Source organism: Alkalimonas amylolytica, assembly GCF_900107845.1.
Classification (GTDB): Bacteria; Pseudomonadota; Gammaproteobacteria; order Enterobacterales; family Alteromonadaceae; genus Alkalimonas; species Alkalimonas amylolytica.
This window is the reverse complement of sequence record NZ_FNRM01000005.1, coordinates 299,043-320,037: the sequence shown is the minus strand read 5'-3', so window position 1 is coordinate 320,037 and position 20,995 is coordinate 299,043. Positions and strand designations below refer to the sequence as shown.

The 20,995-nt window shown below is 54.4% G+C and carries 13 protein-coding genes; 5 read left to right on the top strand and 8 right to left on the bottom strand.

Features of this window, described 5'->3' with window-relative positions:
- Positions 1-98: 98 nt before the first annotated feature.
- Both BLW37_RS11830 and BLW37_RS11825 read left to right on the top strand, forming a co-directional pair.
- Positions 99-1,133 (top strand): LacI family DNA-binding transcriptional regulator, encoded by a 1,035-nt coding sequence (locus BLW37_RS11830; protein WP_091343113.1) that lies wholly within the window; start codon positions 99-101, stop codon positions 1,131-1,133.
- 1 nt (position 1,134) lies between these two features.
- Positions 1,135-1,377: an EexN family lipoprotein gene (locus BLW37_RS11825; RefSeq protein ID WP_139243708.1), complete on the top strand. Its 243-nt coding sequence runs from the start codon at positions 1,135-1,137 to the stop codon at positions 1,375-1,377.
- A 52-nt stretch (positions 1,378-1,429) separates the two neighbouring features.
- On the opposite strand, the gene BLW37_RS11820 is transcribed toward BLW37_RS11825, so the two are convergent.
- The gene (locus BLW37_RS11820; RefSeq protein ID WP_091343109.1) at positions 1,430-3,160 is read right to left on the bottom strand and encodes an alpha-amylase family glycosyl hydrolase; all 1,731 of its coding nucleotides are present in this window, start codon (positions 3,158-3,160) and stop codon (positions 1,430-1,432) included.
- 3 nt (positions 3,161-3,163) lie between these two features.
- A complete protein-coding gene (locus BLW37_RS11815) occupies positions 3,164-4,669 on the bottom strand; it encodes an MFS transporter (protein ID WP_091343107.1) in 1,506 nt (501 codons plus the stop codon).
- A gap of 129 nt (positions 4,670-4,798) precedes the next feature.
- On the opposite strand from BLW37_RS11815, the gene BLW37_RS11810 reads away from it, so the two are divergent.
- Positions 4,799-5,137, top strand: a complete 339-nt coding sequence (locus BLW37_RS11810; protein ID WP_091343105.1) for a tRNA-binding protein — start codon at positions 4,799-4,801, stop codon at positions 5,135-5,137.
- Positions 5,138-5,152: 15 nt separating this feature from the next.
- Here the strand turns inward: BLW37_RS11810 and BLW37_RS11805 are convergent, their stop codons facing one another.
- The 3 genes from BLW37_RS11805 to BLW37_RS11795 form a co-directional block, all read right to left on the bottom strand.
- Positions 5,153-5,596: a YybH family protein gene (locus tag BLW37_RS11805; protein WP_091343103.1), complete on the bottom strand. Its 444-nt coding sequence runs from the start codon at positions 5,594-5,596 to the stop codon at positions 5,153-5,155.
- A 314-nt stretch (positions 5,597-5,910) separates the two neighbouring features.
- Positions 5,911-8,346 carry a glycoside hydrolase family 31 protein gene (locus BLW37_RS11800; protein ID WP_245785718.1) on the bottom strand — a complete coding sequence of 812 codons (2,436 nt, stop codon included), beginning with the start codon at positions 8,344-8,346 and terminating at the stop codon, positions 5,911-5,913.
- A 3-nt stretch (positions 8,347-8,349) separates the two neighbouring features.
- Entirely contained in the window at positions 8,350-10,260 is a 1,911-nt protein-coding gene (locus BLW37_RS11795) for an alpha-amylase family protein (protein ID WP_091343099.1), read from the bottom strand.
- A 298-nt stretch (positions 10,261-10,558) separates the two neighbouring features.
- On the opposite strand from BLW37_RS11795, the gene BLW37_RS11790 reads away from it, so the two are divergent.
- Positions 10,559-11,881 (top strand): DUF4397 domain-containing protein, encoded by a 1,323-nt coding sequence (locus BLW37_RS11790; RefSeq protein ID WP_091343097.1) that lies wholly within the window; start codon positions 10,559-10,561, stop codon positions 11,879-11,881.
- 76 nt (positions 11,882-11,957) lie between these two features.
- On the opposite strand, the gene BLW37_RS11785 is transcribed toward BLW37_RS11790, so the two are convergent.
- From BLW37_RS11785 to BLW37_RS11775, 3 genes are all read right to left on the bottom strand, one after another.
- Complete coding sequence (locus tag BLW37_RS11785; protein ID WP_091343095.1) at positions 11,958-12,251, bottom strand: hypothetical protein; 294 nt, start codon at positions 12,249-12,251, stop codon at positions 11,958-11,960.
- A gap of 120 nt (positions 12,252-12,371) precedes the next feature.
- On the bottom strand, positions 12,372-16,346 hold the full coding sequence (locus BLW37_RS11780; RefSeq protein WP_091343093.1) for an alpha-1,6-glucosidase domain-containing protein: 3,975 nt from the start codon (positions 16,344-16,346) through the stop codon (positions 12,372-12,374).
- Between the two features lie 39 nt (positions 16,347-16,385).
- Positions 16,386-19,229 (bottom strand): TonB-dependent receptor, encoded by a 2,844-nt coding sequence (locus tag BLW37_RS11775; RefSeq protein ID WP_091343092.1) that lies wholly within the window; start codon positions 19,227-19,229, stop codon positions 16,386-16,388.
- Between the two features lie 312 nt (positions 19,230-19,541).
- Here BLW37_RS11775 and BLW37_RS11770 point away from each other — a divergent pair, with 312 nt between their 5' ends.
- On the top strand, positions 19,542-20,966 hold the full coding sequence (locus BLW37_RS11770; RefSeq protein ID WP_139243707.1) for a hypothetical protein: 1,425 nt from the start codon (positions 19,542-19,544) through the stop codon (positions 20,964-20,966).
- The last annotated feature ends 29 nt before the right edge of the window (positions 20,967-20,995 follow it).

Sequence of the window (20,995 nt, the reverse complement as noted above, 5' to 3'; positions counted from 1 at the left end):
CTGCAAAGGCCTTTTTAAGTCGTTGTCGCTCCAGTATCTTTCTTTGTCTGACTCGTTGCTATTGCACCACAGAAACGAGCTACAGTTGAGCGTAATCCATGAAAGAAAAAGCCACATCCTTTGATATTGCTTACCTGGCTGGTGTATCGCAATCCACGGTATCACGAGCCTTGCGTAACAGTCCTCAGGTCAATAAAGAGACCAGGGATAAGGTGCATGCCATTGCCCGCCAGCTAAATTACAAAGTGGACAAAAATGCCAGTAATTTGCGCAAACAACGCAGCAGCACTCTCGCTTTGTTGTTGTTTGAAGACCCAACCACCGACGAGTCGCTGATCAACCCATTCTTTTTATCCATGCTCGGCAGCATTACCCGGGCCTGTGCCCAGCGGGGGCAGGACTTACTGGTGTCTTTTCAGCAGCTGAGCGATGACTGGCACGCCGACTACGAAGATACCAAAAAAGCCGATGGCATTATTTTACTTGGTTATGGTGATTATGAAGATTACGAAGAAAAGCTGAACAAGCTGCTGGCGCAGGAAACCCACTTTGTCTGCTGGGGAGCCGATGTTGAAGGTCATCCGGACTTTACCATTCGCAGCAACAACCGTCAGGGCGGCCGCTTGGCTGGTGAGCATTTACTGGCTTTGGGCCACAAGCGCTTCGCTTTTATTGGCAATGCCTCGGCCGGTAGCCCGGAGTTTAATCAACGTTTCCTTGGTTTTTGTGATGCCTTGCAAGATGCTGGTATTGATCGCGCAGCTATTTTGCAATACAACGCCATTTCCACCGAGCAGGCTGGTCAACTGGCAGTGCACAATTTATTGGAAAGCGGCCAGCCGGTAGATGCTATTTTTTGTGCCAGCGATTTAATCGCCATCGGCGTGATGCAAGGTATTCAGCAACAAGGGCTTCGCATCCCTGACAATATTGCCGTGATGGGCTTTGATGATATTCCGGTAGCGTCCTATACCACGCCGCCGCTTAGCACCATTCAACAGGATACCAGCCTGGCGGGTGAGATGCTGGTGGAGAACCTGCTACGCCTGGTGAACAACCAACCGATCGAGACCAATCAGATTGAACCGAAAATTGTGATCCGCACCTCCTGCGGCACGGCATCAAAAGGATAAGATGATGAAAAAAACAAGCCTGTTACTGAGTTCCAGTCTGCTATTGCTGGCCTGTAGCGGAGCTCCATCCGCTGATAAACTGGCCAAGGATCCTGAGCTACTGGCAAAGGTCATGCTGGAATGTGCCGAGCTTCGGCTAAAAGGAGAGAGCACCAATATTGCCAAGTGCAATAATGCCAAGAAAGCCCAGCAGCAACTGCTGGATGATGCGAAAAAAGAACTGGATAAACTGCTCGGTAATTAGCATGCAAGAGCCAGGGCTGCGCCAGGCAGACGCAACCCTGGTATCTGCTTTGCTACCTCGACTGCAAAATCAACAAGCCATCGGTAGCCAACAGGCTACCATCCAAATCAAAGCCCCAACTCATGGCCAAGCCACTGTGCTCTGCCAACACCGCGGCAATATCAGCCATTTCACCAGCCAGATTCAGCACAAACACCGTGCGTTGCTCGCCCAGCTCACGCGTCACCGTCAGGATGCCCTGCTGCGGTGACTGCACCTGATAACTGCCTGCCAAACGCATTTCCGGCCGCTGCTTTTGCATGGCTATCAATAAACGGTGCAGTTGCCACAATGAATCCGGCTGAGCGCGTTGCGCCGCTACCGTGCGATCGCCCGCCGCCAGTTGCCTGGCTAGAAAGTCAGGCCACCAAGGGTCAAAGGCCTGGGTAAAGAGTTCGTTTTGCTGCACCCAGCTGAGCTCTGCCTTAGTAAAACCTGCCTGGTGACTTTGATCCCACAGCATCGGCGCCCGCTTATACACATCATGGCCGCTTTGCTGCTGCGTCATGCCAATTTCTTCACCGTAGTAGATGTACTTAGTCCCTGGCGAGCTAAACAATAAGGCCGCCGCCTGTTTGGCTCTGGCCTGGCTTTCCTGCAGTTGGAAGCCGACTCTGTCCTGATCGTGATTGGTTAGAAACGGCGTAAAAAAGGCCAGCGGTGCGCCCGACTCCAAGCGGCGCTGCACATTCTGCGCCAACGGATGCAGCTCGCCGTCTGATGCCTGACCTGACTGCTGGCTCATGGTGCCAAACTGAGCTTCGGTAGCCAGCCCCTGCTGCAACATATCCAAGACAATGTAACCAAACTCAAAGTCAAAACCCTGATCCAGCCCTTTGCCATCGCCCCAGTATTTGGCCGCAATCGGGATATCAACCCAGGCTTCGCCCACTAAGTAGGCCTCGGGGTTCACGCTTTTGACAAAGGCATTGAAGTCTTTCCAATAATCGATGGTCTCGGGCAAGTCGGCCTGACCCTGCGGGCCCCGCTCAATCACAAAGCGCACCGCATCCAGCCGGAAGCCATCGACGCCTTTATCCAGCCAGAATTTGGCCATCCGTTTCATTTCTTCAATCACATCCGGATGCTCCAGATTCAGATCTGGCTGGGTGGCACCAAAGGCAGCGTAGTAATATTCCCCCCGGGTTTCATCAAAATGCCAGACCGCTTCCGGCATGTCGTTGTCCGACCAGGCATGGCCCCAGCCTTTGCCGGTTTCTGGCAGGCTTTCCCGCCAGATAAAGTAATCGCTGTACGGCTCAATGCGTTGAGCTGACTGCTGAAACCACCGGTGCTCACGGGAAATGTGGTTGATCACCAAATCCAGAATCACCCGGATACCGCGCTCTTCAGCTTGTTGCAAAAAGCGCTCGAAGTCGGCCATGGTGCCATAATCCGACTCCACCTGATAAAACTCGGTAAAGTCATAACCATGGTAAGACGGCGCTTCAAACATTGGCGTCAGCCAGATGGCATCAATACCAAGCTCGGATAAATAGGGCAGCTTGGCGGTCATGCCATTAAAATCACCATGACCATCGCCGGTGGTATCGTAAAAGCTGCGTGGCCAGATTTGATAGAAGACCGCATCATCCCACCAGGGGGCTTCGGTCTGTGTGGCAGGCACAGCAACAGGGGTTTGATAGGCCGACTCGGTCGCCGGCTGACAGGCAGTCATCGCTGTCAGAGCTGCCGCCAGACCTGCGGCCTTAAGGGTGCTAGATAACCAGGGATTCAGTTGCATCACTTATCCTTTTACTGTTTTGCTGGTTCGAACAAAAAGCACATAAACAGCAGCAATCAGATAACTGACGCCGCCCAGTGCCAGGGCATAGATGGCTTCACCGCCGAAAAAGTACTTCAGCATGCTGCCCAAAATGGCGGCTGCCAGCAGCTGCGGCAATACGATAAAGATGTTGAAGATGCCCATGTAAATGCCCATTTTGTGCGCCGGCAGGCTGTTCGACAGCATGGCGTAGGGCAAAGACAGGATAGAAGCCCAGGCAATGCCAATACCAATCATCGGCAACCACAACAAGGCAGGGTCCTGGATCCAGAAGAAGGAAAACAGCCCCAGGGCGCCACAGGTCAGATTAATGCTGTGAGTGCGCTGAGTGGTTATGCGCCGTGCCAGCCAGGGAATAATCAGCGCAGCAAGCGCCGCAAAACCGTTGTAGACCGCGAATAAAACACCAACCCAGTCGGCCCCGGTGTTGTAAGCCAGCGACGTCGTATCGGTGGTGCCATAATGATGGCTGGTAACCGCTGCCGTGGTGTAAATCCACATGGCAAAAAGTGGGAACCAGGAGAAAAACTGCACCACGGCCAACTGTTTCATGGTGCCCGGCATGGCGTACAGGTCATCGATAATTTGCACCAGCATATTGCGGTTTTGCTGCTGCTTAAACCAGCTGGTCAGCCATTGCAACACACCGAAGGAAGCAATCAGGGCGCCCAGCAAATACAGGTTTTGATCCAGCTGTTGCAGGTAAACAAAACCCCAGAACAGCACACCAATCACCACGGCCGCAGCGCCGCTGGCCCAGTAGTTGTCTCGCACCTTCACCACTTCCACCTCGACCGGGTTGGCCTGTTGCTCGGCCGCTTCAAAAGCGGCCAGCTGATCCGGGCTGTACTCTTTGCTGCGCAAAATGGTCCAGCCTACCGCCAGGAACAGCACCACACCACCGGCGTAGAAGGAGTAGACGACAGAATCCGGGATCATGCCTTCCGGCGCCATGTTGGACACGCCAAACCAGTTGGTCATCATCCAGGGCAGCGCCGAAGCAACAACGGCCCCCACGCCAATAAAGAAGCTTTGCATGGCAAAGCCCTGCGGACGCTGCTTTTTATTCAGGTTATCGCCAACAAAAGCCCGGAATGGCTCCATGGTAACGTTAATGGCGGCATCCAAAATCCACAGCATCATGGCCGCTACCCACAAATGCGGCGAGTTCGGCATAAAGACCAGCGCCAGGGTGGTGGCAATGGCGCCATACAGGAAGAAGGGCCGGCGCCGGCCTAACTTTGTCCAGGTTTTATCGCTAAAATGGCCGACGATGGGTTGCACCAATAAACAGGTTAGCGGTGCTGCCACCCACAGGATGGCGATTTGGTCCATCTCGGCACCCAGTGTCTGGAAAATCCGGCTGACATTGCCGTTTTGCAGAGCAAAGCCAAACTGAATGCCAAAAAAGCCCAGGCACATATTCCAGATTTGCCAAAAACTAAGATCAGGTTTTTGCTGTTGCATGGTTATTCTCTAATACCGCTGTTGATCTGTCTTTGATAACCCTATTATGGTGCAACAACAAGATGAATACGTATTCAAATGCATGAAACCGTCACATCCATGGTGCATGACGGTCAAACAGGAGGCAGGATGAAGGTCATCACATGGGATGATTTTGAACAAGTTGAGCTTAGGGTAGGCACCATTATCGAGGTGCAACCCTTTCCCGAAGCGCGCAAACCGGCTTACAAGCTCCGGGTCGATTTTGGCGAGGACGTCGGCATCAAAAAATCCAGCGCCCAACTCACAGCCCTGTATCAACCTGAGCACTTGTTAGGGCGCCAGGTACTTGGGGTAGTGAACTTCCCGCCGCGTCAGATTGGTCCGTTTCGCTCCGAATGCCTGATTTGCGGCTTTTACCGGCCGGATGGCGCCGTGGTACTGGCGATCCCAGAGCAGGATATCCCCAATGGCGCTAAGCTGGGCTGAGCAGGCCCAAGCACCTCAGAGCCCATCCGGCTTCAAGTCAAATTGGCCCTTACCGGACTTCATATCAACCGGTACTGAGAAATGCTCGTGGATAATTTTCCAGCCATCGGGCTGCAGCTGCCAGCACTGGGTGCAGCGCAACCAGCACAAATGCAATTGCCCTTCGCTGTCGGTGCCACCGCCATAATTCAGAAAATGGCAAAAGGCCAGTTCGTTATCGGCCTGCACGTCCAGCTGGTGCACTTCAAAACGAAACTCACCAGGGCAGAAAGTCATGCAGTGCTGCCAGTGCTGTTGGTAGGCATCACGGCTTTGAAACTGCAACGGGCCAATCGCATCAAAAGCTCGAAGTGGCGGGCTGTAAAACTGCATAATGGCTCCGACATCTTTACGGGCTACCGCCTGGCTCCAGCCGTCTATCAACTGCCGTATCTGTTTCGCATGGTCTTGATCGGTCATCACGCTCTCCTGTGAACTGCTTTTTAGGCTAGTCGGTTAAGGATGTCGTATTTCGACAAAAACGACAGAAAAGAGTGGTGAAAAGGTGTAAGCAGATGTCACAAGGCGACTGGATGGACACAACCTGCTGTTTTACTCTGTCAACGAGCAGCAACACCAAGTCGAGCTGTTGCTATTAATGGACAGCCGGCAAAGCTTGCAAAAGTTGCTGTTTGAGCTGAATTTACTGCTGTAGCCGCGCAGCCAGCTGCGAAACTGGTAAAGAAAAAACCAGCACCCTACCACTGTGCTGGTTTTTTTGGGAGAAATCGCTGTTAACGCAGTTGCAGCTGAGTATCCTGCTGCCAGCTAAATTGCACCACGATGGCGCCATCCTGGTTGCGCCAGGCACCGGTTTCGCCTTCGGCCAGCGCTTCGGGTTGCACGTTAAAGCGCTGCTCGCCTAACTGCACCTGCTGCCAGTGCGCCGGGGCCTGATGCACCACCAGCATCAACTGGCGCGCTGCCGGCATGCCGGGGAAGTCACCCTGCCGGATCAGGCTGACGTTCAGCTGCTGATCCTGCTGATTGTGGGCCTGAAACTGCAGCAACTCAAAAGCGCCATCCGCTAAACTGGTGCGGCTATGGCCATCGTCATCGTACAGCTCACCTTCACTCTGCCCCACACTGGCATGGTGCCAGTAGTGCAGTTCCAGTTGCTCGGTGCTGTAGTGATCCAGACTTTGCAGCGGCGCTATCATCGGCACAAAGGACCCTGCTTTGACCAACACAGGAATGGTTTCCAGCGTCACCGGCACTTCCAGCTTTTGCCCCCCTTGATAGGCGGTGCCAGCAAAGAAATCAAACCAGACACCGGCCGGTGCATTGACTGTCCAGCTGGCAACACCAGGCTTGGTGACCGGTGCCACCAAAAAGGCATCGCCCCACAGATAGCTGTTTTTCTCTGCCAGGTAGTCCGGGTTGTCCGGCTCCAGCCAGAACAGCGGGCGCATCAACGGCAGGCCGCGGGTGCTGTGCTGATAGGCCAGGGTATAGTTGTACGGTGTTAACCGGTAGCGCAAGTTGATAAAGTCGCGGCTGATGCGCTGGGTGGTGCCATCGTGGAACACCGGCTCGGGCGCGATGTGCTCCTGCGCATGCGGTCGGTACACCGGTTGAAAGACCCCAAACTGCATCCAGCGGGTGTACATTTCGGCATCAAAGGTCTCACCGCCGGCAAAACCGCCCAGATCGGAATGAATGTAGCCAAAGCCGAACAGGCTCATTTGCAGTGCCAGCTCCACTTGAGGTTTCAGGCCATCCCAGCTGCGATCGACATCGCCGGTCCAGGGGATCATGCCGTAGCGCTGCGAGCCCGGTGCGCCGGAGCGCATCATGATAAAGGGCCTAAGCGTCGGGTAATCGCGGACATGGCGCTCAAATACCAGTTTGGCCCACTCATGGCCATAGGCATTGTGAATCTCATCGGCAGTCGCTGTGCCTTGCGGCAGACGGTGGATGGCATCGTGCGGGTGCACTTCCGGCTCGCCCAGATCGCCCCACCAGCCAGCTACGCCCTGCTGCATCAGGCCATGGTAAATTTGCCAGAACCACTCAGCCGCCTCAGGTTTAAACACATCAATCAGGCCGGTGTTGCCAAAATAAAAATCAAAAGTTCTGGGCTTGCCGGCCAGATTGAGCGCCAGCACATCCTCACGCACCGCTTCTTGCCAGCGGTTGGAGCTGGTCAGCATAAAGGGCTCGGTGATCAGCACCGTTTTCACGCCCAGCTCACGAAAATCGGCAATCATCTGCTCCGGATTGGGGAAAGCATCTTTATCCCAGGCAAGATTGCCCATATGGCCCTGAATATCGGGGCCAAACCAGAACAGGTCCAGTACGATGGCATCGAGCGGAAAACCCTTATCGACGAAACGCTGTACGGTATCGCGGGCTTCCTGCTCGGTACGATAGCCAAAGCGAGAGGCGTAGTTGCCAAGCGCCCAGCGCGGTGGCAATGGCGGCATGCCACTGGCCTGCAAATACTGTTGCAACGTATCCTGATGGCTGTCACCGGCAGCGACGATGTATCCGGTGCGGCCAGCGACAGCTTCAAATTGCAGCACATCGGCTTCGGTTTTGCCCAAATCAATAAAACCACTGGCCGAATTATCAAACAACAGCAGGTAGTTGTGACTGGAAATCACGCCCGGAATGCTGAAGTACATTTGCTCGGACTCGGTGGTGTAACCATAGTGCGCTTTGTTGTACAGCGGCAGCCGGTGGCCACGCCGATCCATGCCAAGCACCCGTTGTCCTGCGCCCAGCAGCTTTTCATCCGGTTTTAGCTGAAAGCGAAAACCGCGCAGGGTTTCGTGCACAAAAAGCCCCTGCTCTTCGGCCAGAAAGACCTCGCCATCGCGCAGAAAGCTTAGCCGCAGCGGCTTGGTCGCAACACGTACCGTCAGCGCATCAGTGCCGTAATACAGCACCTCACCCTGAGTTTCCAGCCCAGCCGCCAGCAACTGAGGCTGCGGTGGCAGCGTAAAAGACGGCAATTGTTTCACGCCCTCGTTTTGATAAAACACTTCCACCACCGCCGGCTGATGGAAGCGCAGCGTCAACTGACCTTCGCTGGTCTGGATCAGCAGGCCCTCATCCGTCAGCTGATGGCTTTGGTAGTCCAATGTTTGCGCTGACAGCAGCCAGCTGGCAGCCACCAGGAAACCGACCAGCAGCAAACGCATGGTACATTGCATCGTCTGTAGCATTGCTTAGTGCTCCAGTTGCAGGATCAGGGATGCCAAAGGCGCCAGCGTCAATGACACAGTACCTACCCCGTTTGCCACCGTCAGTGGCACCGACAGCTCACCATAGAGTTGTTCCGTCAGGGTGTACCTGCCATCGGTCAGGCCCCAGGCCGCAATTTGTTCCGCCGGGATCTGCAAGTTCATCGGCGGGTAAGCAGCATCCCGTACGTTGGCAACAATCAGTAATTTCTGCTCATCGGTCCAGCGCAAGAAAGACAACAGCTTGTCGTCGTAATGCTCAGTGGTGGCCCGGTTGGCACGATGGATTTCAGCGTAGTGACCGTTCATCGCCGGTTGCTCGGCACTAAAGCGCATCAAGCGCACATAGAAATCACGCAGCTGCCGCTCGGCATCGGTCAGAGCGCCGCCGTCAAATTTGCCGTCGTTCATCCAGCGCTGATGAGCCGGCACCCCCCAGTAATCAAAAATGGTGGTGCGGCTGGCCTTGCCAAAACCGGCATCTTCGCTGGCCGCTTCGCCGACTTCCTGGCCAAAGTACAGCATGGTCGGTGAGGTGCTGATGGTGGCTGAAATCAGCATGGCGGGCATCCCTAAGCGGGCGTCGCCAGCAAATTCCAGGCTGGCAATGCGCTGCTCATCGTGGTTTTCCAAAAAGTGCAGCATATGGTGCTCAATATCGGCCATGCTGTCCTGCACCTCCACCAAGGCATCGGTGCTGCCATGACCTTGCATCGCCCACTTCAGGTTGTCGTAAAACTCGACTTTGTCGTACAGGTAATCCATCCGGCCCAGATGCAGATAATCGCGGTACAGATGCGGCTGATACACTTCGGCCAGTAAGAAGGCATCGGGATTGACCTGCTTGATATGGGAGTTCAGGTAACTCCAGAATTCGACCGGCACCATTTCGGCCATGTCGTAACGAAAACCATCGACGCCCATGTCGATCCAGTACAGCACGATGTCACGGAACTTTTCCCAGGAGTCCGGTACATCCCGGCCCTGCCAGAAGGTGTAATGGTCTTCGATGTTTTTTTGTGCGTATTCCGCCGGCAGGGTATCAAAGTCGTAACTGCCATCGGGGCGCACGCCAAAGTTGATTTTGACCGTTTCGTACCAGTCGTCAAAGTCCGGCTGGGCAGAGCGCGAGCCGTTGCCAGTCCATTTGGCCGGGTATTCGTCAAACTGGCCATCGGCCAGCGGGTGCGGCTCACCGCCAAGTGGCCGATAATCCTCGGGCCATGCCGGTACCTGAAAAGCCTCACCCGGAATGTAGTAAAAATTGTTGTCGCGGGCATAGGCTACGCTGGTGTCGTCGTGAGCACCAAAATCGGCAACCCCTTCCGGACGGCTGATGGACTGGTAATTTCGCGCCACATGATTGGGCACAATATCAATCAGCACCTTCATGCCATGAGCATGGGTACGGGCAATCAGGGCTTGGAACTCCTGCAAGCGATTGGCCGGATCATCGGCCAGATCCGGACTGACGTTGTAATAGTCTTTCACCGCATAAGGCGAACCCGCCCGGCCCTTCACCACATCGGGGTCGTCCAGCGAAATGCCATAGGCGGTGTAGTCGCGGATCACGGCATGGTGTGGTACCCCGGTGTACCAGACGTGGGTCACACCCAGCTCTTTAATACCTGCCAGGGCTTCATCGGTAAAATCGCTGAATTTGCCGACGCCGTTTTCTTCCAGCGTGCCCCAGGGCTTGTTGGTGGTGTTGGTGTTGCCAAACAGCCGGGTAAAGACCTGATACACCACCGCCTTGCCTTCTTTCGATATGGGTTCTGCAGCCGGTTCTACTTCTGATTTGGCGGCCGCTGTGTGCGGCTCGTGTTGAGTGGCTGGTTGGCAAGCCACTAAGGCCGCACTGGCTGCCAGCGCCAATAAGGATGTTTTAAACTGCATTGCTCTGCTCTCCCGCATACAATGAAAAATGCCTGACCATAAACTTACGCACTTCTTTGTGGCAGATCCGCACTTTTTGCACTGAATACGTATGCACTGTTCACGTCCCACAACTAAGCAGCTCGGCCACTCTGCCATGGCTCTCGGTTGCATAAAGTGGAACAACCATCCCTCAGGGCTACGCCCAGCATTAAGTGTAACCCACTGTAATCAATTGTGTTGTTTTGACAACAAGGCTTCTGTAGCAGGCCAATACTGAGTAGGCTCTGGCGGTTACTAACCAGATAGGTATTTCACCATGTTGACGCAATTTCGTGTTATCGCTTTGAGTCTGAGTCTTTTGTCCGGTTTGACTGCTTGTGGCAGCAGTTCCGATAAAGATGATGATGAAACCAACTATGCACAAAGCTACCTGCAGTTTTATCATGGCGCCACCAGCCAGGAGCCGGTGCAACTGCAGGTGAATCATCACCAGCCCAGCCAGCTTAATTTGGGGCAAGCTTCCAGTTTACGTACGCTGGATGCAACTGAGCATGAGTTCAGCCTAACCTCAGCTCAGAGCCAACAACAACTGCTAAAAGCCAGTATAGCCCTGACCGCTGGCTACAAGCATTTAATGATTCTGACCGAGCAGGCTGGAGAACCTGAGTTACTGGCGGTTGAGTTTGACCGCAACGTCAGTCTGGAACAGCAGTTTATGCTAACGCTGACCAATCTGTCGCAGCAGTTTCCTGAGTTGGATATCCATCTGGTAAAAGCAGATAAGACTTTATCTGAAGCTGAACTGCTGGAAACCCTCAGTCCGTTCGAAGTAGCATACCCAAATGACAAGCTGGCACGGGGTTATTACAGCCTGCACCTGACGAAACCGGGACAACAGCACGTAGAGTTCCAAAGCCAAAATTTCCATTTTCAATACAATAGTACCTACAGCCTGATCATACGTGACCTGCCTGGCCCGCTGGCGGATCAACTGGTGATCGATGTAGTATTAAACTCCAGTGCCACCGAGCAACTACAACATCGCTTAGCACCTGCCCAATTCCGCTTGTTTAACAGCATGCAGCCTGTTCAGGTACTGCTGGATCAGGAGCCACTGCAAGAATTAGCACAAGCGGAGCTTAGTGATTATACCCTGCTGCCACAAGGCGATTACCAGCTTACTGTGCAGGATATGGAAGGCAACTCAATTATTCAAAATCAACTACTTAGCTTGCAGCAAGGGCAAAGCAAAGTTGTGGTCTTATTTCAGGACAGGACAGGTGCAGCCAGGAATCTGCAGTACATCGAACCCAACCGGCCGCAACAACACCAGCACGATGTCACGGTAGTTAACCTGAATGCAACCTTCGATGAATTAAACCTCTATTTTGTCCAGGCGGATGAAACCATTCACAGCGCCCACTACAAAGTCCAGAAACTGGCTATTGGCAAACAACAGCAGATCCGGATACCCTCCAGCCAAATCTCACTGGCTCTCACCGCCATCACCAGCCAGGGCAATGAGCTATTACTGGAGAAAACGGCACCCATGACCCTGCAGCAAGGTCAACACTACGTCATTACTTTAGAGCACGACCCTGCTAGCCCGAATGATGTGACATTGCGGCTGAGCCATTAAGCGCCCCCTCTGATGCAACAGGAGACCACCATAAGAGCGGTCTCCTGCCTTCCAATCACGGCAAGACAGCCAATCTTCAGTTGGTCACTTCGCGACTTTGTGTCAACAAGGTGCACTGATACCCCCAGCCGCGCTGCTTTGCCACAAAATCCGCCGCTTTTTGCTCGCAATAGCCCGCTTCATTTCGGGCTCGCCACACTACCTGCTGCTCGCCATCACGGGTATAGCGCACTTCACAGGGTAACTCGCCACCATCCGGGTAAACCACTTCAATCACCCGTATCGAGTCGCCACGGGTGCACTGGGTGGTTTGAGGCTGACCAGCCAGCACAGGCAGGCTTACAAACAACACGAAATACCAGACTCTCATAGCTATGCTCCAACAGTTACGGACTTAGTTTCGGACTTAGCAGTATAGCAAAGCTGAAAGGTGATGCAGGTTGATAAAAAAGGGGACCCAAAGGTCCCCGAAACGCCAGGAAAGGCTTCGTTAATTGGCCGTGACCTTTAGCACCGGTGCCGTTGGCTCGCTGGCATCGATGGTAAAGGTGTAGTCACCGGCTGCCGGGAAAGTCAGGTTCAGGTTGCCGCCGTTAAATACCAGCGCTTTACCCACCCCCAGTTCCATGGCACCGCCGTCATCACCGGCACCGTAATTGATGTCGGCCCAATCGGCATCGGCAAACTTAAACTCGTAGTTTTGTGCCTCCAGTGTCATGCTGACCTGATAGCGGTCCCCGCCGATATAGCTGAACGGTGTCTCCGTGCTCCAGCCATTTAAGCTGCCACGCAGGTAGATGGTAGTCGCCCCATAAGGCCGCTTCTCTTCCACCAACAGCACCGGGGCTTCCGGATTGCCAGCATTCAGGCTAAAGCGATAGGTTCCGGCAGTTGCGATGGCCAGCCGCAAGTTGGCACCCTGACGTGCCAGCGTCTTGTTGCTGCCGAGCACCACGTCGGCACCATCGGCACCGCCGCCAAAGTCCACTGTGCTCCAGTCGGATGAAGCCACTTTGAACTCATAGTCGCCCGCTTCCAGATAACGCTCCAGCGCATAGACATTGCCACCTTCGTACAGCATCTCATCGTCGGTACTCCAGCCATTTAAGCTGCCTCGCACAAAGACACTGGTGGCTTCATAAGGAGGGATATCCGGTGCACCCGTCGTCGCATCGGCCGACAAACCTTCACCCTGCGCGCCATGCTGTGGTTTAATAAAGACCGCCATGGTGCGGGCCGGGACCACAAAAGTGCCTTCATCATGTCCTTGCTGGAAATAGGCCGAACGGACCCGGCTATCGACCGAAGCCTGCTGGATCGGGTGCAAATCAAAACCGGTTGCGGTTGGGATGCTGTGCGCTACTTCCTGGGCATTGCCGTTGATCACCACCACCAGCGCATCGATGGTTGGATCCAGATCGGCCAGACCCAGCCCATCGTCGATGCTCATCACAATCAAACCGGGCGTCTGGTTGCTGCCCACATTGTGAAAGCCAAGCCGGGCCATCACATCCCCGGCGGTCCGCAAGCGGAACAGCGGATGCTGGCTGCGAATGCGCAGGAACTCGTTAAAGACTTCAGCAGCAAAGGAAATATCCTCCGGCTGCACTGCGGTATTGGGGTTTAAAAACAAACGGGCAATGGCATCCCAGTTGCCTTCATTTTTTTCTGCCAATGGCAAGCCAACCGCCCAGTTGTTGCTCTGGAAGCTAAAGTCGACGTAATTGAACCAATCACCGGCATCGTAGCTGTCTCTGTCCATCGACTTAGAGCGCAGGAAATCACCACCCATTTGCAGGAAAGGAATGCCCTGGCTCATCAACGGGATGGCAATGGAGATATTCTGCGCCCGTACCCGATCCGCTGCAGACATCTGCTCATCCAGCCGGTATTGCAACTGATCCCACAGGGTTTCGTTGTCGTGTTTGGAAACATAATTGATGATATCGGCTGGCATTTCGGCATAGCCGGCTGGCTGACCGTTCCAGTTTAAGCTGGATGCCGGGCCCGAACTGCCCCGGTGCGTCAGCAACACATAGTCTTTTAAGGTAGCCGCCAGACTAACCCGGATGATGTCCAGCTCGCTGCGATCCGAGTCACTCAACTCCGATTTAAACAGCGCCGCACTGCGCACCCCTTCCCGGATACGATCATTGAAAGTGCCGACCGCTGTGCCTGCCATATCCTGCTGCTTGGCCTGGGTGAACAGGCGATTGTTGGCCACTTCGCCAAAGTTCCAGCCCTCACCGTAGAAGTAAGTATCTGGATCAACAGCGCGCACCGCCTCACGGGCCGCCAGAATATCTTCTTTACGGTGATGGCCCATGATGTCGAAACGAAAATCGTTGTAGCCGAAGTCCCGAGCCAGGATCACCAACGAGTCGCGGATAAACTTATCCATCATGCGGTGCTCGGTGGCAGTGTTCTCACAGCAGGTCGAGCGTTCAATCACCCCGGTGCTTTCGTTGTAGCGGTGGTAGTAGCCCGGCACTATTTTGTCGAATACCGACTTATCAAACAGGCCGGACGAACTGGTATGGTTGTAGACCACATCCAGCGCTACCCTAAGTCCCATCTCATTCAAAGCCTGGATCATGGCCCGCACTTCCCGCACCCGGGCCGGTCCTTCCACTGCGGTGGCAAAGCTGCCTTCCGGTGCAATGAAGTGGTGTGGATCATAGCCCCAGTTAAAGCCATCCAGATGCCGCATCGACTGCACCAGCGCCTGAGCTTTGGTTTCATAGGGCAGGTAGCTTTCCAGTACCGAGATGATGGTGGCGCTGTTGCTTTCAACGCCACAGACCGGTGCCTGCGGATTCAGTTGACACAAGCGGCCGACGGTATCGGTGATTTCCACCCGTTGACTGACATCCTCGTTGATATTGGCCTGATCGGTGGCGGGCAGCACATGGAAGTGGGTGACGCCCGCCTCGGCCAAACGCCGCAAATGCTGCACCGGCGCCGAGTCGTCTTCGGTAAAAGCCAGGTACTTGCCGCGCCAGCCGGCCCGGGTACTCATATCGCGGATACTAAAATCACGGATATGACCTTCGTAAATCACAATGTCTTCCGGGTGCTGCACCACAGGCACTTGACGCTCATCCCAGCCTTCCGGCTTAAAATCATCATCGCTCAGATCGACAAACTGACTGAAACGGCCATTCATTGAGACATTCAGCGAGTAAGGATCGGTCGCTTCCATCACCTCGACTTCACGGGTCAACGGATGATAGGCCGTGACCTGAAAACGGTAAAACAAGCGGTCCAGCTCGTCACGAGCAGCGCTGTACGACCAGACGCCGGTCTCGCTGTCGTAATCCATCAGCACGCTGTCTTGCAGGTTTTTCGCTGCATTGTAAACCTGCAAGCGCACTTCATGGGCGGTGGGCGCCCAGACCGCGGTATGGATGCTGCCCGCCTCGTAATGAATACCCAACTGGGCCGACAGGGCACTGTTCTCGCCATAGGCATAGAGATCGTCCAGCACCTTAGCCGCCTGCACCCAGGTGGCGCTCAGCAACTCGCCTTCATCGTTGTAAGCCGCTAACGCCAGCTGCTGACGCACCAGTTGCTGCGCCTTAGCTCTGTCTACATCCAGCATAAAAGCAGGCTGCTCCGCCAGATGCGGCACCAGCGCCCGCTGTGCCTCGGTTAAATCAACCGGCACCAGCTCAATGGACTGGCCAGTCAAATCCTCATCCAGCACCTGAATGCCAGCCTCTGCATCGTGAAACAAGCGTACCCGGTTGGCGGCCCAGACATCGGCATTCCAGATCAAAGTATGCTGATCGATCCAGTGTGCCGCCGCCCCCTGCACACTGATACCCAACGACAGCAAGGGGTATTCAAACACCGAAGCTATCCCGGAGAAGGTCCAGTTCATGCGGGCAAAATCCGGGTCGTCTTGCGATAACGGCATGGTGAAATCACCACCGCCCATCTCTTTACCGGAGTCTTCGGTGCCAATGTGGATGATGAAGTTACCGCAGGCGCCTTCGGTACCGGCATAGCCCTCTTTCAGCTCCAGCAACCAGTAGGCACCGTAGTTGGGATCGATGCCGGAAATCGGCAGACCATTGTCCCAGGAGGGGGCTATCGACACTGGTTGATAGGCATCGCAGGCATCGTTGTTCCAGGTGTGCAGCCGCCAGCCATCGTAGTTGCCGTCCTGCGGCCTTTTGTAAAACAGCACCGCCTGGTTTTCATTCGGGAAAATGACCGGGTCCGGTGCATTGGGATCCGCCCCCACCACGCAACTTTCATTCATCGCATCCGGCACTGTGGGTGCAGGGCACTGGATTGGCGGTGGATCAATACAGGCCGTGCCGGCCTGATTCGGAATTTGCGGTACAGCACAGGTTAACAGGACCTGGCCCTGCTCGGTGGAATCGCCACCGCAGGCACTGAGCAACAGCAACAGCAGCGCACTGGCACCAAGCTTCAGGCATTGTTTCATACTAGACATTTTTCTTGCTCCAATTCGTAGTCAGTTCCGTGCTCAGTGTCAGAAGACATACACAGCGCCGAGGAAATACTGGCGGCCAAAGAACTGCAGGGTGCCGGTCTGGGCCTGCTGGCCAAAATAACTTTTGGTCGGTTCATCGGTCAGATTGTTGACCTGAAACAACAGCTTCAGATGGTCGTTCCACTGATAACCAGCCTGGAAGTCGACCACGGTTTCGCTGTGAAAGTTGGTGACCTGCTCATCAATACCAATCTGGGTAGACACAAAAGGCGAGCGGTAGCGGCCGCTGATGCGGGCTTCAAAACCTTCATACTCCCAAAACACAGTGGCGGTCAGGACTTCGCGGGATAAGCCTTCAAAGCTCATGGGCACCGGATCGCCGCCCAGTGGGTTCACCAGGTTGACCTCACTCTGAGTGTAGGAGTAGCTGCCACTGACCCCAAGACCAGACCAAAAATCCGGCAGGAAATTAAACACCTGGGTGTAAGCCAGTTCCAACCCCCGAATGTAACCGCCATCGTCGTTGTTGACCGCGGTAGAAAAAGCGCCATTAAAGGTCGCACGCGGAATACCATCCTCGTTAATGATCTGATCCGGCACCGGGAAACCGGCGGCTTTAAAATCAAACTCCTGAATGGTGAAGTCATTGATAAAGGACTTGATGTCCTTGTAAAACAAGGCCGCAACAAAAGCGCCGGCCGGGAAATACACCTCGTAGGATAAGTCGTACTGCGTCGCCTCAAACGGCCGCAAGAACGGGCTGTTGGAGCTGTTGCCACTGACCTCGCCATCGTCGCTGATAAAAATCGCGGTATTGGAGGCCAGCCGGTTAATCGGCGGCCGGGAGATCACTTTGGCGGCGGCAAAACGCAGCTGGGTATTCTCGGTCAACCCTAAGTTCAGGTTCAGACTGGGCAGGTAGTGGGTGTAGCTATCGCCAATAATGCCCGGTGCATAGCGACCATTGATCAGGCCGACCTCATCGACAATAAACTGCGCCCCTTGCAGTGGATCGCCACCGACATTGGCCAGATCAGTGGCCGACTGATCGGTATGCACCCGCCGTACCCCGACATTACCGCGCAGCGGCAAACCAAAAATTTCAGTATCCAGATTGGCCATCAAATAGGCGGCCAGCACATCCTCAAACACCTGGCCACTTTCCTGCACCGACCAGCTGTAGTTCGGCCCCACGCCAGGGGTTGGGCTGTTGATCACATCCGGGTTGCCAGTGCCCCAGGTTTGCACTGGTTGCGGAATGCCCTGTGGAAACCAGGCATTCAGTGCTTTATCCAGATCAATCGCCAGGTAGCTGGGGAAGTAACTGAATTTGCCTTTGAAATCAACCACACTCACCATGTCCTGCGTCAAACGCAGCGGTGGCTGTGAACTTAAAAAAGCACCATCACTGCCATATTCGAACACGGAGCGATCGTTGCTGTAACGCCGCTCGGAATAACGCACCCCAGCCTCAATCGAGCGCAGCACCGGCAGGTCCAGCTCGTAACTCAAATCCAGCTTGTAGGCATTGACCGCATCGGAGTTCAGATAGGGATAGATGCCGTATTTGCTGACCATCACCCGGTCGATATCGGAAAAAGCGGCTGCCTGATTAAACCCCATATCCGGCAGATTCAGGCCATTCAGCAAGTAGCTGATCGACACATTGGTATCCAGTACCGGTACCTCGGCATTGGCATCCTCGGCCACCAGGGACCAGAGCAGGCCGTTACGAAAATCGCTGCTGGCAGTCGAGCGTGAAACATCGACGGACAGATTGAGTCGGTCGGTGACATCCCAGTCGGCGTTAATGCCGAAGCTGTTGACCTTGTTGAAGTCGCGGTTGTCGTCGTTGACAATTTCCACCCGGGTGAAGCTTTGTGAGGTACGGTTAAAGGTACCGCCAATCACCGAGCTGTTGTTCAGCACCGGGTTGCCGACAGCGGCACTGGCCCCACCCAGCTTTACCCGAAAGCCACGGGCAAAAGCTTCTTTATCAAAACGCGATAAAAACGCATCGGCTTTTAAGGTGAAATTACTGACCGGCACCCACTCGACCGAGGCCAGATAACCATTGCGGGTCTCTTCACCGCCCCGGTGTTGGATCTCAAAACCTTCGCTTAAAAACTCTGGCTGACCGTTGCCGGTAACATCTTTTTGTGCATTGTAAGCCAGGCCAATAAACTGGGTGGCGACACTGGGCTGATACAATCTGGCATAGCCCAGCGCCAGCCCCAGGGTGTCGTCCAGATACTTACCCTGATACGAAAAACTAAAGCGGTGCCCCACACTCTGACCATCCGGCACCTCCGTAGCGCGATCATTGAACATACCGCGCAGATTTACCGTGAAACTATGCTGTTCGGTGTTGCGCAGCGGGCTGGCCGTTTCCAACTCAACCGTGCCGGCCACACCGCCTTCAATCAAGGAAGCTTTGGGCGACTTGTACACCGCCGCCGAATTGATCAATTCAGACGGGTACTGATCAAATTCAATATTGCGCTTGCCGCTGGTAGACACTTGCTCGCGGCCATTTAAGGTAGAAAACACAAAACCACCGGACATGCCGCGAATATTGATCTCGGCGGCCTGGCCGCCGGTACGAACCGCCGACACCCCCGGCAAGCGCGTCAGTGCATCGGCCATCGACACATCCGGCAAGGCACCTAAGTCATCGGCCGAAATGGTTTCCGATACAATGTCGCTAAAACGTTTGGCATCGAGTGAACGAAATAAACTGCTGGCAAAACCACGTACCTGGATCACTTCCACCTGTTCTTCGGCACTGGCTGGCACATCCTGCTCGGCATCAGCCACCGCCAAACCGCTGACACCGGCCGCAGCGAGCGCCAGTGTCAGCAGCGTTTTTCTGGTCTTCAACATGTCTGTTGTCCCCGGTTTTTTGTTGTTATGGCAGGCTCTCTTCGTTGCACCCTGTTGCACCAACCCGCCCGGCATCGGTGATGCCTTGCACAGTTATGGACAGAAATTAACCAATGGACAAGATGAATACGTATTCATACCATGCATTTATCGGCCTGTTTGCACCAGCGGGTAGCAGCCAACCCGACCAAGATCAGACTTTACTTTTTGCGTTGTTGGCGTATGTTACCTAGAGCTTGTCGATCGTTGCGGATTGAGTTTGCAGCAGGCTCCTAAAGTTAGTTTCCGCACTTATTGGATGAGGGAATCTTCTTGGCCAAAACCGCTGATAAAAACATCTATGCCAATGTCTTTTTGCGGCAACTAAATGCTTTACTGACTGTTATGTATCAGGCCAACCAACCTCATGACTCGCTGTTTGGCCAGATGCGGACCTACTTTCAACAAGAACAACATGCCTGGCAGGAACTGAAGTCCTTACAACAACGCTGGCAGGATGCCAAAGCACAACAGGATCCGGCGCTTAGTCAGCATCGTCGTCGCTATACAGAATTAAGTTACCAATTGGAACAACAGCGTATAAAGCGGCTTGAGCAAAGTGTTTATTGCTGTGAACTGCTGCTGCAATTGTCCGAGGGTGAAAGCAAAGCAGAAACCCTGACCCGCTCTGCCCGGCTGTTGGGAAGTTTGCAGTTGCTGGTACCGCATCAACCTAAACGCGCGCTGGAAGTCCAGTTCAGTTATAAATTGCTGTATAAAATGGTGTTGGCACTGCGACTGCTGGATCACCGGCTGGAGCGGGATCTGATGCCATCCAGCTGGCAACTGTGTTGGCAACAACGTCAGTCCGATCCGACGGCCAGTACCCTCTGTCCATTCCGCAATCAGATTCAACTCCCTTTGTTGCAAGCCATCCTGGTACAGGAGTTTGGGCAGCTGCATCCGGCGGCACAGAAGCTGCTGTTGAATGCCGAGCGACGGCTGGATCCGCTCACCGAACTCGACGGTGACGCACGCTATCAGTTCTTACTGCAAAGCCATCAGGGCAGCTTGCAATTAGTGCAGCAGGGGTTAGGTGTCTGGCCCTATCAGGGCAGCGATAAAACAGAGCGCCAGCAGCATGAGCATCAACAGCAGAAGCAACAACAGTGGATAAAGCAGCTACTGGAAGCAACCCAGGTACCAGGCCAGGGTAGCGGTAACCTGCTGAAAGTGCCTCAGGTCTATGCATCCATTGTGATGCCGGGGCGCAAACGCTTCCGCTACGAAGCTTTGCCCAAAGCCGCCTTGCTCTTAAAGCAGGGTGTTCAGCAACAGCTGTATAGTGCTGACTGGGTGGATCAGTTACTGCGCATCACTGGCTTGTTCCCTCAAGGCTATGGCCTGGCTTTTATTCCTGCCAGAGCAAGCGAGCAAAGCCGGGATAAATACGAGTTCGCTATTGTAAATGCACTTTACCCGGCGGAGCCTCAGGTTCCGCACTGTCGTATTGTTACCCGCAACCTGCAGTATAAAAATACCGGTAAAGACTACGCTGTTCCAACGGCACAGAACCTTTATTTTCGCCCCGCACGTAAGCAACTCGAAGTGGTGCCGCCTGAGCGGCTACGGGAAATTCTGACCAAATTATTTGCCGATGCCGAGCAACGCTTTCTTCGGCAACTGCTACCCCGCTGCTGGCAACCAAGTGATTTTTTTAGCCTGCCAGCCCACCAAAACCTGTGGAATAAGGGCTAGGCATAGCCTGGTACCATTCATCTGCCTTT

Bases quoted from the DNA above. Each gene is read 5' to 3' on its own strand.
- BLW37_RS11830 (WP_091343113.1), top strand. From the start codon at position 99: ATGAAAGAAAAAGCCACATCCTTTGATATTGCTTACCTGGCTGGTGTA.
- BLW37_RS11825 (WP_139243708.1), top strand. From the start codon at position 1,135: ATGATGAAAAAAACAAGCCTGTTACTGAGTTCCAGTCTGCTATTGCTG.
- BLW37_RS11820 (WP_091343109.1), bottom strand. From the start codon at position 3,160: ATGCAACTGAATCCCTGGTTATCTAGCACCCTTAAGGCCGCAGGTCTG.
- BLW37_RS11815 (WP_091343107.1), bottom strand. From the start codon at position 4,669: ATGCAACAGCAAAAACCTGATCTTAGTTTTTGGCAAATCTGGAATATG.
- BLW37_RS11810 (WP_091343105.1), top strand. From the start codon at position 4,799: ATGAAGGTCATCACATGGGATGATTTTGAACAAGTTGAGCTTAGGGTA.
- BLW37_RS11805 (WP_091343103.1), bottom strand. From the start codon at position 5,596: ATGACCGATCAAGACCATGCGAAACAGATACGGCAGTTGATAGACGGC.
- BLW37_RS11800 (WP_245785718.1), bottom strand. From the start codon at position 8,346: ATGCTACAGACGATGCAATGTACCATGCGTTTGCTGCTGGTCGGTTTC.
- BLW37_RS11795 (WP_091343099.1), bottom strand. From the start codon at position 10,260: ATGCAGTTTAAAACATCCTTATTGGCGCTGGCAGCCAGTGCGGCCTTA.
- BLW37_RS11790 (WP_091343097.1), top strand. From the start codon at position 10,559: ATGTTGACGCAATTTCGTGTTATCGCTTTGAGTCTGAGTCTTTTGTCC.
- BLW37_RS11785 (WP_091343095.1), bottom strand. From the start codon at position 12,251: ATGAGAGTCTGGTATTTCGTGTTGTTTGTAAGCCTGCCTGTGCTGGCT.
- BLW37_RS11780 (WP_091343093.1), bottom strand. From the start codon at position 16,346: ATGTCTAGTATGAAACAATGCCTGAAGCTTGGTGCCAGTGCGCTGCTG.
- BLW37_RS11775 (WP_091343092.1), bottom strand. From the start codon at position 19,229: ATGTTGAAGACCAGAAAAACGCTGCTGACACTGGCGCTCGCTGCGGCC.